Raw genomic sequence first — 13,630 nt, 5'->3', positions numbered from 1 at the left:
CTGGCAGCTCTCGCGATGCTTGTGGTCGGCACGCAGTCGGGGCTGGCGGAGCAACTGGTGCTGCCCGTCCCGTCCGTCACCATCTATCCAGGTGACATCATCAAGGACAGCATGCTGAGGGAAAGGACCTTTCCTCCGAATTTCCGGGCGAGACTGGCTGTCGTGGATTCCACCCTCGCCCTCGTCGGCAAGACGGCGCGGCGCACTCTGCTCCCTGGGGAAGCTATTCCCAGCAACGCCATCGACGAGCCGAAAATCGTCATACGCGGCGCTCCGACGGAGATCATCTTTCAGGAGCAAGGACTGACCATCACAGCGATGGGCACGCCGCTGCAGCCGGGCAGCCTCGGCGAGATGATCCGGGTTCGCAATATCGATACAGGCCGCATTGTTCACGGTGTCGTGCAGGCGGATGGCCGCGTGCGGATTGGTAATTGATCATGTTTCGGTTATTTATTTTGTTGATTGCCGCGCTCTTTGCGAGCTCCTCCTACGCTTCGACGCGCATTAAGGACATTGCCGCGGTCCAAGGCGTGCGTGACAACCAGCTCGTTGGTTACGGTCTCGTCATGGGATTGCAGGGAACCGGCGACACGCTGCGCAATTCACAGTTCACCGAGCAGTCCTTGCAATCCATGCTGGACCGGATGGGCGTCAACGTGCGCGACATCCCGCTGCGCACGCGCAACGTTGCGGCGGTGACCGTCACTGCCGATCTTCCGCCCTATGTCGGAACCGGGTCGCGCATCGATGTGACGGTGACATCCCTCGGCGACGCCACGTCGCTGAAGGGAGGAACGTTGATGCTGACGGCTCTGATGGGAGCCGATGGGCAGGTCTATGCGGTTGCTCAGGGTCCCGTGGCTGTCTCGGGCTTCTCCGCAGTGGGGCAGGCCGAAACGCTGACCCAGGGCGTTGCAACGGCGGGGAGGATCCCCAACGGCGCGCTGATCGAGCGCGAGGTTGCAGGCTCCTTCCGGGACATGCCGTCCCTCATGCTCGAACTGAAGAACCCGGACTATAAGACCGCGACCCTGATCACGGACGCAATCAACGATTATGCCCTGCGCCGGTACGGCAAACGCGTTGCATCACCTCGCGATTATCGAACGGTGGTCCTTCAGAAGCCGCGCGATATCGGCACGACCCGCTTCATGGCCGAGATCGGCGATCTGAGGGTGCAGCCCGACACGCCCGCCCGTGTGGTCGTCGACCAACGGACTGGTACCGTGGTGATCGGCAAGAACGTTCAGATTTCCACCGTCGCCATGACCCACGGCAATCTGACCGTCCGCGTGACGGAGATGCCGCAGGTCTCGCAGCCCGAGCCCTTCTCCGACGGACAGACGGTGGTTGTGCCCCGCACGCAGATCGAGGCCAACGAACAGGATGGCCACCTTGCCGTCATCGGTGGCTCCGACCTCCAGACGCTGGTCAAGGGGCTCAACCAGATCGGTCTGAAGCCGACGGACATCATTGCGATCCTGCAGGCGGTCAAGACGGCGGGAGCTCTCCAGGCGGAGCTGGTCGTCCAATGACACTCGTGACACGCACTCTCTCCACGCCTCCACAGCATTCCTAGGGTCACTGGAATCGGACGTCTGAACCATGAATTCGACGAAGAACCAGCAGGCTTCCCGCCTTTTACTCGCCGCCGGAACCATGGTCCTGACGGTCGCTTTCGGGGCTGCGGCATCAGCCCAGGACAAGCCGGCAGACGGGCGCGGGCCGGTGCAGGCCAAGGCTGCCGAAGCATCCAAGGATCAGAAGTCCAATCGGTATTGCACGAATATCGCCGATGCAGCCGCCGATGCCAGATTTGCCTGGCAGAAGGAAACTTTGACGGCTCTCGAAAAGGAGATCGAAGAGCGAATCAGGATTCTGGAGCAGAAGCGTGCCGAGTACGAAGAATGGCTGCAGCGCCGCAACGACTTTCTTGCCAAGGCCGATGAGTCCGTCGTCGCCATCTATTCGAGGATGCGCCCCGATGCTGCCGCTCTGCAGCTGGCGAACATGCATGACGAAACAGCGGCCGCAATTTTGGCGAAGCTGAGTCCGCGCAACGCGAGCGCAGTTCTGAACGAGATGGAGCCGGCTCGGGCCGCGCAGCTCACTAATGTCATCACCGATAAACCGAAGCGCACTCAGGACAGCGAGAAGTCAGGATGAGGCACATCTTATCGTCCGTGGCCATGCTGTCCTTGGCAGCCTGTGCCACGAACCCGAACGAACTGGGGCGCGAGCCGATCATGACTCCTGTCGGGTATGGTCTCAACGTCGCACGCGAGCCTATGCCGACCGTGTTCGCGTCGACCGGACATGGCACCTATCACTCCCTTTGGAGTCAGAGCAGCGCCGACCTCTTCCAGGATCCACGGGCGAAGAAGGTCGGTGACGTGATGACGGTGAACATTTCCATCAACGACAAAGCGCAGTTCGACAACGCGTCCGATCGGTCACGCAAATCGAGCGCGGGCCTAGGACTTGATTTCACTGCTGATTTTAATGGTGCGGTTGGCGAGGCGGCGGCAGACGGAAATCTCCGTTCGTCATCTTCGTCGGAGGGACAGGGCACCATCGACCGGTCCGAAAAGCTTAGGCTATCAGTCGCCGCCGTGGTGACTGAGGTCATGCCGAACGGAAATCTTCTCATCAGTGGCTCCCAAGAGGTGAGGGTGAACTTCGAGGTTCGCGTTCTCAACATTGCTGGCATCGTGAGGCCCCGCGACATCTCCCGCAACAACACGATCAGCTACGACAAGATTGCCGAGGCACGCGTGTCGTACGGCGGCCGGGGCCGGTTGACCGACGTCCAGCAGCCGGCTTGGGGGCACCAGATCTATGATGCCGTCACGCCGTTCTAAGACGAAGAGACGGTAGAGGAACCATGGCGAAGCGTCCAACATCCGCATCTACGGATTCTGGCTCCGGCGGAGGCAAGGGCTGGCTGGGTATGCTGGTCGTTCTGACGTTGCTCGCTGTCGGAACCGGGGGAGCCTTCGGCCTGTTCCTCGTCTCCACCGTCGAGAAGGCCGTCGACGAGAAGAAGAAGGGCGAAGAGGAAAAGGCACCTCAAGCCCTCGTCTATTCCGGCGATCTGGTATTGAGGGCCGTAGCGCCTGTCGTGACGAACCTTGCCGGCGCGAGCGATGTCTGGGTCCGTCTGGAGTCCTCCATCGTTTTCACCAATGGTTCCGTCGAGAACCCTGACGTGATGACCGCCGAAATCCGGCAGGACATCCTGGCCTATCTGCGTACTCTCACACTTGCGCAAATTCAGGGTGCAAGTGGGCTCCAGCATCTGCGCGAGGACTTGAACGAGCGTGTTTCCATGCGATCGAAGGGTTTGGTGCGAGAGTTGATCGTCGAGACCCTCATCGTTCAATGATCCGGGTTCTGGCTAGACCGTTCGCGACGATTGAGCACATATCATGCGTACACATGGAGCACGTAAAGGCTTGGTGGTGAGGCTGACGATTCGTCCGTCACGCTTTCACGTCAACCTTTCAAGCTTTTCTTCCGGCCGGGGCTGGTCTCACAATGATGCTTAGAATCATATTGGTCGCTGGGTTTTCTGCCCTTGCGACGGCAGCGACCGCGCAGGTCCCCAGCCTTGAGGCTCTCCTCCCTGCCGGAGACGGTGCTGTGACGGGTAGGATCATTCAACTCGTCGCGCTGCTAACGGTTTTATCGTTGGCGCCCGGCCTGCTGATCATGGTCACGAGCTTTACCCGCTTCGCGGTCGCTCTTTCCTTCCTCCGCTCCGGTCTCGGCCTGCAGAGTACGCCGGCCAATCTTTTCTTGATCAGTCTATCGCTGTTCATGACCTTCTACGTGATGGCTCCTACGTTCGACAGGGCCTGGCAGGACGGCATCCGTCCGCTGACGGAGAACCGCATCACTGAGGCAGAGGCCTTCACACGAGTAGCCGATCCTTTTCGGGAGTTCATGCTGACTCACGTTCGCCCCAAGGATCTTCAAACGTTCAGCGACATGGCGGCAGCAAGTTTCCCGAGGACGGAGGGAGATTCTAAGGTCGACCTGCGCGTTATCATCCCGGCCTTCATGATCAGCGAGTTGCGGCGCGGCTTCGAGATCGGATTTCTCATCGCGCTCCCGTTCCTCGTCATCGACATGATCGTAGCCATGCTCGTCATGTCCATGGGCATGATGATGATGCCCCCGACAGTCATAGCACTGCCATTCAAGATACTGTTTTTTATCTTAATCGATGGCTGGAACATCTTGATCAGTGGGTTAGTGCGATCCTATTTTTGATCGTGGTAGGCGCTGCTCATGGCCTAAGACCAGTGCAAAGGATCCTCTACGGCGGGGCTGCTCCGAGGTTCGTTGATGCCGCTGCGTTAAACATTCTTTAGGAAATAACGGACTTAATAGCCTCGTTAGGTCATCAAGGCTTGACCGCAGCGAAGACTTCCCGCAAGTTGCGGCAGTCGACAATACGAATGGCAGATCAAGTGGATGGCTCTGGGTAGCGCCACTCGAAGGCATGATGCCGAACTGCTATGCCGGTGAAAGTCCGGTATGTCCCCCAGTGAAAACTACAACAACTCAACTTTAGGGACATAGTCATGTCTAGCATTGTTACCAACACCTCTGCGATGGTGGCTCTCGCCAACTTGCGCAGCACGAACAACAATCTCGAGACGACCAGCAACCGGATCTCCACCGGCCTGCGCGTTAACTCAGCGTCCGATAACGCAGCCTACTGGTCGATCGCCACGACTATGAAGTCCGACAACCAGGCTATGGGCGCGGTGAAGGACTCGCTCGCGATCGGCGCTTCGACCCTGAACGCGGCCTATACGGGTCTGAATGCTTCCAAGGACGTTCTCAACGAGATTAAGGCAAAACTGACCACGGCAACAGGTGACGGTGTCGATAAGGCTAAGGTCCAAGCGGACATCACTGCACTTAAGGACCAGTTGAAGACCATCGCGGGTTCCGCATCCTTCTCCGGCCAGAACTGGCTCAGCACTGGCTCCAGCACGGCCTTCGCCAAGGAAATCGTGTCATCGCTTTCCCGCGACGGTGACAACAAGCTCTCAGTTGGCAAGATCGACGTCGACATCGAGGATATTCGTCTCTACGGCGACGGAACCGCGCAGTTTGGTATTCTCGATAAGACCATCGATCTGACAAAGTACACCTCGACTAGCGGTGTTGCCGCGACCGTTGAAACTGCACCGATCGACTTCGCTAACGCAGACGATAAGATCAGCTTTAGCGTCTCTCAAAATGGCGCTCCGGGCCGGACGGTTGAAATCACTCAATCGACCCTCACGAAGGCAGGTCTATCGGACACAAACATTCGAAGCAATGCGGACCTGAAGGCGGTTATCACGCAGGCGTTTAAAGACGCTGGTATCAAGGGTATCGAGGTCGAGGTCGACGGATCTGACAATCTTGTGTTCTCGTCGACCGAAGATTTCGCCATCGGAGGCGCTACGGCTACGGGTACATCGGCACTCAATGTGGCTGACCTCGGCTTCGCCGCCACCGATGTCACGACTTCTTCTGCCAGCGCCGGCGCAACAAGCGTTGCTGACATCGATATCAGCACTGCTTCTGTGACCGACATCAAGAACTACATCAAGGTCGTTGACGAGGCTCTTTCACAGGTCACGACAGCTGCTTCCAGTGTCGGCTCCGTCCAGACGCGAGTGAAGATGCAGAGCGAGTTCGTCAACAAGCTGATGGACACGATCAATGAGGGCGTCGGTTCGTTAATTGACGCTAACATGGAGGAGGAGTCGACCCGTCTGAAGGCTCTGCAAACCCAGCAGCAGCTCGGCGTTCAGTCGCTCAGCATCGCGAACTCTAGCTCACAAAACATCCTCTCGCTCTTCCGCTAAGCGAAGGCCTCAACCCTATACTATTCGGGGAACATTTTACCTGGCCACGCTCTTCCCTGAGCGTGGCCTTTCTTTTGCAACCTTCGCACAAGGTTGTGGGGCGAGATTGTTTCTGAAATCTAACAAGTCAGAAGCTGAGCCTCTTCATGCCTGGTCGTTTGCAAGCCGAGAAACTGTGGGCTAACCTCCTAGAGCTCGGGGTGCGCCGCCTCGTCGCTCTTGGGGTCATCGGCCTGGTGGTCTTCCTGGGAGTCGGATTGGGGGCTTACTATTTGAGCCGTCCGGCGCAGGAGACGCTCTACACAGGTCTGGAGCGGGAAGACGTCAGCCGCATTGGCGCCGCTTTGAAGGATGCCGGCATTCCGTTCGACGTCAGCTCCGACGGAACAGCCGTTCTCGTTCGGTATGGGCACACGGCCCAGGCACGTATGCTGCTGGCCGAGAAGGGCCTGCCGCAGAGCTCGAAGTCGGGCTATGAGCTCTTCAACGATCTCGGGTCCCTCGGCCTGACCTCCTTCATGCAGGAGATCACCCGCGTTCGGGCACTGGAGGGCGAAATCGCTCGCACCATCCAGACGATGAAGGGCGTAAAGGCGGCGCGCGTCCACATTGTCCTCCCCGATCGCGGCTCGTTCCGCCGGGAGCAGCAGCCTGCCTCTGCCTCTGTGGTCGTGCGCACGGAGCCAGCAGACGACATGAGTTCGGCTCAGGCTATCCGCCACCTCGTGGCGGCTGCGATTCCAGGCATGAAGGCCGACAAGGTCACTGTCCTCAACACCGACGGTATGCTCCTCATGGCTGGCGAGGATGGTACGAACGCCTCGACTGGCCGAATGGCAAGCCTTGAGAAGGTCGTCAGTCGGGAAATCCAGGAAAATGTTCGCCGGACGCTCGCGCCCTATTTGGGAATTGGTAACTTCGAAATTAGCGTCGCCGCACGGCTGAACACGGACAAGACCAACACGACCGAGACGATCTATGATCCTGACTCAAAGGTCGAACGGTCCATCCGTACGGTCAAGGAGACGGAGGTCTCGCAGAACCGAAATGCCGAACGTCCGACAACAGTCCAGCAGAACCTCCCTGAGGAGAGGGTTCGTGCGGAGAATGGCGAAAGTTCAAGCGAGGACAATCAGCGCCGCGAAGAGCTGACCAACTTCGAGATCTCCTCCAAGACGATCCAGACTGTCAGCGATGGTTATGCGATCAAGAACCTGTCCGTGGCGGTTCTGGTTAATCGCAGCCGTCTTGCGACTCTCACCGGGGACAACACGACGCAAGAGGATATCGACGCTCGCATCGCGGAAATCGAGCAGCTCGTTTCTTCTGCAGCGGGTTTCGACCGCAACCGTGGCGACCAGATCAAGGTTGCTGCCGTCGGGTTCGTTGATGATGGCCGAATGATGGAGCCGACCCCGCCTCTGAGCCTTACCGAGGTCTTCATGCGGCAGACCGGCAATCTCATCAATGCGGCGACCATTCTGGTAGTTGCGACTCTCCTCATTTGGTTCGGGCTGCGTCCAGCCGTGGCCGCGATCCTGGCACGGCCTGAGCCGGAGCCGGTCTTCGAGGAGACGGTGCCAGCCATCGAGGCTGCGATAGCAGCGGCGCCTGGTCCTGTTGAGGCTGCTCTATCTGGCGCAAGTCGTCAGCTCGAGACTGCGGAGGTGCCCAATCTCATCGAGGATTTGACCGACAAGATGCATCGCACTCCTCAGAAGAAGCTGGAGCAGATGATCGACTTCGATGAGGAGCAGGCTGTCTCCATCCTGAAGCAGTGGCTGATGAAGGCGGAGGCTGCATGATGGTCAATGCCATTGCGCAGTATCTGACGGAGTTCAACTTGGATGGAAAACAGGATACCAAACCGCTTTTCCATCCGAAGGCTCCTAATGTGCCTGATCAGGATCAGATCGACGATACCGCGGACCTCGTCCGAGAGGCAGAGGAACGCGGCCGTCTGGAGGGGCTAGCCAACGCACGAAGAGAGTTTGAGGCGGAGCTTGCCGCCGAACGCGCTCAAGCCGAGGAGCGGCTCGCCGCGGAACGGATGAAGTGGGTCCAGGAAGAGGCGACTTGCTTTACCAAGCAGATGGATGAAGCCTTGCGAAATCTGGAAGCAAGGCTTGTCGATCGTGTCGCCCGCATCATGACGCCATTCCTCACCGATGCACTGCGATCGCAGATGATTGAGGAACTGCAAGCGACTGTATCGCCCCTGCTCGCCAATAGTCAGAATGCGGTTTTCAAGGTCAGTGGTCCGAAGGACATGCTGTCGGCGCTCTCAGATCACCTCGGAGCAGGCAATCCTCGGATCAAGATTGCCTTCAATGACGAAATCGATGTGTCGATCTTGATGGGCGATACACTTATTGAAACTCAGCTGGGCGCCTGGATCGGCCGCTTGGCGCAGGCCGTCCAATCGAGCTGAACATGTCCGACCAGGGAAAGCAGGAACTCATCATCGTCCGCCGTTACGAGGCGGAGGAGGAGCAGCACAAGGGTGGTGTGTGGAAGATCGCACATGCGGACTTCATGACCGCAATGATGGCGTTCTTTCTTGTGATGTGGTTGATCAGCGTTGCCGACAAGGAAACCCGTACATCCGTCGCGAACTATTTCAATCCGGTTCAGCTTGCAGAGAGTACACCGGACCGCAAGGGCCTGCAGGATCCGCAGAACAACGCTCCTGAGAGTGAGGACGAGATCAAGAAAGGCGCATCCTCGAAAGGGGAGGGTGAGGATAAGGGGGGAACGGCTCCTCAAACTCAAAAGCCACGCTTCGAAGAGGGAGCGCTGTTCCAGGATCCATATGCAGTGCTTGCCAAGCTTGCCCTTGAGGCTGAGCAGGACAGGCCGCAAGATACTTTGAGCGCGGATGTTGTAACGGGCGACAGCACGGAGCCGGGCGTACAGGGCGGAGAGGCCTATCGGGATCCATTCGACCCTCTTTACTGGCAGATTGCTCCGATGCCCAAGCCGCGCGCGGCTAAACCAGGCGATCCCGGGACGACGACGCCCATTCCTCCCGATGGGAAGCTGGATGCTCTCGCACGGTCATCCCAGAATCTCGCCGCATCGCAAAAGGACGAGGCTAAGCCCAACTTAGCTGGTCCCGCCGAGGCCAGCGTGGTTCAACCCGCACCTAACGATGGCGCTCCAAGCAGTCAGGAGAGCATACAGGATGTTGAGCTGAAGGCCGACATTGCTCGTGCCGTCCAGGTCAATCCTGGTAGTGGGCCTAAACCCCATGTGGAGGTGAACCGAACCGGCGAGGGGCTCCTTATCAGCGTTACGGATGAGATCGATTTCAGCATGTTCGCCATCGGATCGGCCGAGCCCCAACCGAAAGTTGTCGTGGCGATGGCGAAGATCGCAAAAGTTTTAAGTTCCCGTCAGGGTAAAATCATCATACGTGGTCATACTGACGGGCGTCCGTTCAAATCCGCCACTTATGACAACTGGCGTCTGTCGACGGCACGCGCACATATGGCTTCCTACATGCTGGTGCGCGGTGGAATCGATGAGGCGCGGATCGAACGGGTGGAGGGGCACGCAGATCGTAGCCTTAAAAACAGCGCCGATCCGAAAGCCGCCGAGAACCGGCGCATTGAGATCCTGCTGCGGGAGAAATCGTAGCGATGCGCATCACGTTCATTGCGTCGTTTCTCGCAGGTATTCTCACTGCAGTGCCTGCGGTTGCGGAGGAAGTACAAACCTCGGAACCGGAAAAAGTTACCGCCATACCGGTTGATATGGTCCGCACGCTGCAGATCATGCAGGACCAAATCGCCACAGGCTCTACGAATGCCCATGCGGCTCAAAGGGCGTTGTTGGCGCATATCGACGACCGCCTCATGTCGATCGATCCTGAAACTTGGGGGGACTCTAAGAACGTTCGCGCCGCTGTCATATTCGTGCTCAGCGGCGGACGACCCGAAATTCTCAAGAGGATTGTTGCCCTCGGGGGGCTGAGTGAGGTCGATACGACGATCGTTCAGGGTGCTCTCGCCTATGTCGGAGGGCGCGAGGCGGATGCAAAGCGCTTTCTCAGCGAGGTTCAAATCGATACGCTGCCACCGATGCTCGCAGGTCAGATCGCCCTCGTTCAATCAGCGCTGATCGTCCGCGAAGATCCGGCGAAGTCCGTCCAACTTCTCGATCGCGTGAGACTTCTTCTGCCAGGGACACTGGTCGAGGAGGCGGCCTTGCGCAGAGAGATCTTCGTGGTCAGTCAAGTCGGCGACGCAAAGAAATTCGATGCATTGTCGAGACAGTACCTTCGCCGTTTTCGCTATTCAATTTATGCAGGGAATTTCAGGCAGCGCTTTGCCTCCGCATTGACACGCCTCGATTTTGCCAAGGATGAGCAGAAATTCTCGCGATTGGTTGCGATCCTCAATGAGTTGGAGGCTGATGGCCAACGCGAACTCTATCTCATGATCGCCCGCAATGCCATTGAACAGGGACAGGCGAAGGCTGCGAGCTTGGCGGCTGACAAGGCATTTGAACTATCATCATCCGATGTGCCGAGTGCGACGCGGGCGAAGCTTTACAAGGCTGCTGCCATCATCGTGACGCCGGAAGGCTTTGAGAGCGGCATTGAAGTGCTCAAGCAGATCAACAGGGCAGATCTGCAACCCCACGATTCCGCGCTCTTGGATGAGGCGCTCTCTCTTGCAAGGCATATTCGCCAGGCGCCGCAAGTGACCCCTGTCTCTGAAGCCGCAGGTCCGGCGGAGGCGCCTCCAGCCGAGGCCATTCAAGTTCAGGAGCCGGTTCCAGCGATTTCGCGCGCTCAGGAAGCTCTGGAAAAGGTCGATCAGCTGTTTCGGAGTGAAACACGATGAACAATCTCGATAGCCTTTTTCAGAGTATCTCTCGGAGAGCTGAAGGGCAAACCTTGAAGCCGCAACCTCATCCTGCAGAGGACGGCGGCCTGTTAAAAGGCTCGGCAGCAATGCCGGCGTTCGACGCATTGCTGCGAAAGATGTCAGGAAAAGGAGATGGCGAGCAGGTTCAATCTCGAACTCCGCTCGTTGGCGGAAACGCCCTGCTGACAGCCCGTGAGGTTCCGCTGGAGCAAGTTCAGGAAGGCCAAGGTGAGGAGCCTATCACCTCGGCAGACCAGGAAATCTCCATTCCGGCTACAACTGATCCGACGATGCTGGTGAGCAATATGTCTCTGCCAGTGCAACCTGCAGCGCAACAACCTGCTTCAAGCCAGCGCTCTTCGGCCGTGCCTCAACCCACGCAGGCGCAGCTTTCTCCGACAGAACTCCTCGCCATGATCCAGTTGCCGACGGAGGAGATGGGTAAGGACAATGTTCCTGATCTAACCTCACGCTCCGCGCGAAAAGTAATGGTCATTCATCAGGAAACCCATTTCAAACCGGTGCTTGCGAACGAGCTGCCAAAGACTGAAAAGAGTGCGATCTCGTCTCCCAAGCAACCGGCTGCGCAGAATCTGCCTCCGATCGAGATGTCTCCGACTGCACTCCCGGCAAACGAGGTGGAACAAATTGACGGCTTCGACGAACCAGCTGAGGCCTTTCAGAAGGCTCAGGCTAGATCGGCTCAGGCAACAAGCCCGAATGTCGATAAAGCGGTTGACCCGGAGTTGAACTTATCCAACGCCGTCGCTCAGCGGATCATGAGTATCGTGGATGCCGAGGCGAAGCGTGTGCCGCTTGAGTATAGTTCCTCGGCAGGAAGATCCGAGGCGGCTGCTCCCATGAGCATAACCCGCCCGTCTGACGGCGTTCTGCGGATGTTGGATATTCAGTTGCACCCGGCAGAACTTGGTGTCGTCACCGTGAAGATGCGGCTGTCTGGCGACAGGCTTGAGATGGAGCTTCATGCCAGCAACGATGAGACCGCTGAACTGCTGAAGAAAGACTCGGAAAAGCTCTCCAGTCTATTACGGACGTCTGGTTACCGGCCCGATGTGGTTACCGTCCATGCAACCGGCTCAGACATGCCGCAGCAGGATGGCATGTTCGGCCAACGGCAGAGCTCGAACTCATACGCCGGCAGCTTTCCCGGAGGATCCCAGGGAGGCGACACGGGGGCTAACGGACAGTCACGACGAGATGCTGACGGGTTCGGAGGGAGCAATAGGACGGGTCGAGAGAATGGAAATGAAGAAGTCCCTGCTGCGAATCGCAGCACTGGCAGTCTCTATTTGTAGTTTCCCCGTTGCGGTTCAGGCCAATGTCAATTCATGCGAGCGCGAAATGGTGCGTGCCGCAGCGAAGCACGGCGTGCCGCTCGGGATGCTCTATGCCGTCGGCCTGACGGAAACGGGTCGGAAAGGATCACTGCAGCCCTATGCAATGAATATCGAAGGGCAGCCTTATTTCGCCGCGAATGCAGGAGATGCCATCCAGCGGTTCGAGGCTGCGCGGCGAACGGGTGCCAAGCTGATCGATCTTGGCTGCATGCAGATCAATCATCACTATCATCATGACCGCTTCCGGTCTTTGGCGAGCATGCTCGACCCCAGAGAGAATGTCGAATATGCGGCCCTGTTCCTGAAGCAGCTGAAAGCTCGCGAGGGAAGCTGGACGATGGCTGTCGCACGTTATCATGCTGGTCCTAACAACAACCCCGCCCAGAAGAAGTACATTTGCCGGGTTATTACCAATATGGTGGCAACCGGCTTCGGGGAGTGGACAACTGACGCGCGATCGTTTTGTCAGTAGCAGGTCAATGGTCCGCAAGAGGGAGCCCTTTGCCGTACAACTGACTCTGGAAATCAGCGCGTCAACTTGATTGCTTTTCCCGAGCTCTCAAGGATCCCGAAGTAGGATGTCTCATCGCCTTTCAACTGGGCGACGACTGTTCCATGAGAGTAAAGTACGATTTCTCCGTCACGAGCGCTCCAAGCATTGACGCCCTGTAGGATCTTGCTCGTGCACCGGGTTGTCGAAGCCTTGTACAGATCCAGTGTTGGGGCGCTTGAGAGCTGCAGACGGCATGAGCTACCGTCCGCCTCAACTGTCCAGTTGCCTGTGCGCGGCTTCGTGCTCTTAACGGGCGGCTGAGACATGCTCCCAGAGATCTTCGCGGCTGGATCCTTGCTCACGACAGCATGGGATTCAAGATTTCCGCCAGTGGAAGGGCTGTGAAGTATCTCCGAAGCCGGGAGCGCAATGTCGCTCGGCTCTACCCCAGAAGATGGAGCGTTTCGCACCGCCCATGCACCGACAGGTTCCATGGGTTCGGACATTGTTACGACCGCGGCTGGTGCGCCATCAGCTGGCGGAGAGTAGAATTCATCGGCAGGCTCATAGCGCGGCGGCAGCCATGGCCCTGAGTAGACCGGTGCTGCCGGATCGAGATAGCGACTCCGGCCCCAAGGACCTGACTGGTAGACCGTGTTCGCGCTGTTGCAGGCGGTGAGCGTGAAGATTGCCAGAACTCCGACAGCGCGCCACGCAAATGCACAGATCGGAATCTCACATACCCTAGAACGTATGCTGCCTGGGTGCGCCGCATGGGTTTGCGGCGCACTCGATATGAGCTTCAGAGATGATGATGCGGGATTCATAAGGGATGTCATCGGCGGCTCTTCAGCCGACGAATGTGTATCCGATGTACCGTTTGGCCTCGATGGGATCGTAGTCGAGCCTCTGGCGCAGCTTCTTGCGCAGCTTGCTCACATGGCCCTCGATCACGCTCTCCTCCACGTCGTTGGAGTAGATGCCGTAGATGGCGTTGAAGATCTGGGTCTTGGTCAGGCGCCGGCCGCG

At 58.1% G+C, this 13,630-nt stretch carries 15 protein-coding genes; 13 read left to right on the top strand and 2 right to left on the bottom strand.

The genetic code is table 11. The annotated features are described in order from the left end of the window. Window positions 1–15 precede the first annotated feature (15 nt). The 13 genes from flgA to ACFOYU_RS13450 all read left to right on the top strand — a co-directional run bounded on the left by flgA (window position 16) and on the right by ACFOYU_RS13450 (window position 12,580). Entirely contained in the window at window positions 16–438 is a 423-nt protein-coding gene (gene flgA, locus ACFOYU_RS13510) for a flagellar basal body P-ring formation chaperone FlgA (RefSeq protein ID WP_377034050.1), read from the top strand. A 2-nt stretch (window positions 439–440) separates the two neighbouring features. Continuing rightward, window positions 441–1,538 carry a flagellar basal body P-ring protein FlgI gene (gene flgI / locus ACFOYU_RS13505; protein ID WP_377033997.1) on the top strand — a complete coding sequence of 366 codons (1,098 nt, stop codon included), beginning with the start codon at window positions 441–443 and terminating at the stop codon, window positions 1,536–1,538. 70 nt (window positions 1,539–1,608) lie between these two features. Further along, window positions 1,609–2,169, top strand: coding sequence for a MotE family protein (locus ACFOYU_RS13500; RefSeq protein WP_377033996.1), 561 nt, complete (start codon window positions 1,609–1,611; stop codon window positions 2,167–2,169). Continuing rightward, window positions 2,166–2,864 (top strand): flagellar basal body L-ring protein FlgH, encoded by a 699-nt coding sequence (flgH, locus tag ACFOYU_RS13495; protein WP_377033995.1) that lies wholly within the window; start codon window positions 2,166–2,168, stop codon window positions 2,862–2,864. Before ACFOYU_RS13500 ends, flgH begins: the two co-directional genes overlap by 4 nt. A 23-nt stretch (window positions 2,865–2,887) precedes the next feature. Then, entirely contained in the window at window positions 2,888–3,388 is a 501-nt protein-coding gene (locus ACFOYU_RS13490; protein ID WP_377033994.1) for a flagellar basal body-associated FliL family protein, read from the top strand. 152 nt (window positions 3,389–3,540) lie between these two features. After that, window positions 3,541–4,278: a flagellar type III secretion system pore protein FliP gene (gene fliP, locus ACFOYU_RS13485; protein WP_377033993.1), complete on the top strand. Its 738-nt coding sequence runs from the start codon at window positions 3,541–3,543 to the stop codon at window positions 4,276–4,278. 314 nt (window positions 4,279–4,592) lie between these two features. Further along, window positions 4,593–5,876 (top strand): flagellin, encoded by a 1,284-nt coding sequence (locus ACFOYU_RS13480; RefSeq protein ID WP_377033992.1) that lies wholly within the window; start codon window positions 4,593–4,595, stop codon window positions 5,874–5,876. Between the two features lie 146 nt (window positions 5,877–6,022). Beyond that, window positions 6,023–7,681 carry a flagellar basal-body MS-ring/collar protein FliF gene (fliF, locus tag ACFOYU_RS13475; RefSeq protein ID WP_377033991.1) on the top strand — a complete coding sequence of 553 codons (1,659 nt, stop codon included), beginning with the start codon at window positions 6,023–6,025 and terminating at the stop codon, window positions 7,679–7,681. Next, window positions 7,678–8,307, top strand: coding sequence for a hypothetical protein (locus ACFOYU_RS13470; RefSeq protein WP_377033990.1), 630 nt, complete (start codon window positions 7,678–7,680; stop codon window positions 8,305–8,307). The genes fliF and ACFOYU_RS13470 overlap by 4 nt, the downstream gene beginning before the upstream one ends. A gap of 2 nt (window positions 8,308–8,309) precedes the next feature. Next, window positions 8,310–9,515, top strand: a complete 1,206-nt coding sequence (locus ACFOYU_RS13465; protein WP_377033989.1) for a MotB family protein — start codon at window positions 8,310–8,312, stop codon at window positions 9,513–9,515. 2 nt (window positions 9,516–9,517) lie between these two features. Further along, window positions 9,518–10,726, top strand: coding sequence for a chemotaxis protein (locus ACFOYU_RS13460; protein WP_377033988.1), 1,209 nt, complete (start codon window positions 9,518–9,520; stop codon window positions 10,724–10,726). Continuing rightward, the gene (locus ACFOYU_RS13455; RefSeq protein ID WP_377033987.1) at window positions 10,723–12,066 is read left to right on the top strand and encodes a flagellar hook-length control protein FliK; all 1,344 of its coding nucleotides are present in this window, start codon (window positions 10,723–10,725) and stop codon (window positions 12,064–12,066) included. Before ACFOYU_RS13460 ends, ACFOYU_RS13455 begins: the two co-directional genes overlap by 4 nt. Further along, window positions 12,017–12,580 (top strand): transglycosylase SLT domain-containing protein, encoded by a 564-nt coding sequence (locus ACFOYU_RS13450; RefSeq protein ID WP_377033986.1) that lies wholly within the window; start codon window positions 12,017–12,019, stop codon window positions 12,578–12,580. Before ACFOYU_RS13455 ends, ACFOYU_RS13450 begins: the two co-directional genes overlap by 50 nt. A 53-nt stretch (window positions 12,581–12,633) precedes the next feature. On the opposite strand, the gene ACFOYU_RS13445 is transcribed toward ACFOYU_RS13450, so the two are convergent. Together ACFOYU_RS13445 and ACFOYU_RS13440 are read right to left on the bottom strand one after the other, a co-directional pair. Next, a complete protein-coding gene (locus ACFOYU_RS13445) occupies window positions 12,634–12,927 on the bottom strand; it encodes an AprI/Inh family metalloprotease inhibitor (protein ID WP_377034049.1) in 294 nt (97 codons plus the stop codon). A 523-nt stretch (window positions 12,928–13,450) separates the two neighbouring features. After that, window positions 13,451–13,630 (bottom strand): winged helix-turn-helix domain-containing protein (locus ACFOYU_RS13440; protein WP_377033985.1); only part of this gene is annotated, 180 nt, incomplete at its 5' end.

It is taken from the genome of Microvirga sp. GCM10011540 (assembly GCF_042650665.1).
GTDB classification, from domain to species: Bacteria; Pseudomonadota; Alphaproteobacteria; order Rhizobiales; family Beijerinckiaceae; genus Microvirga; species Microvirga lenta.
Note: the sequence above shows the minus strand (reverse complement) of the source record. Positions and strands in the feature narration are given on the sequence as shown.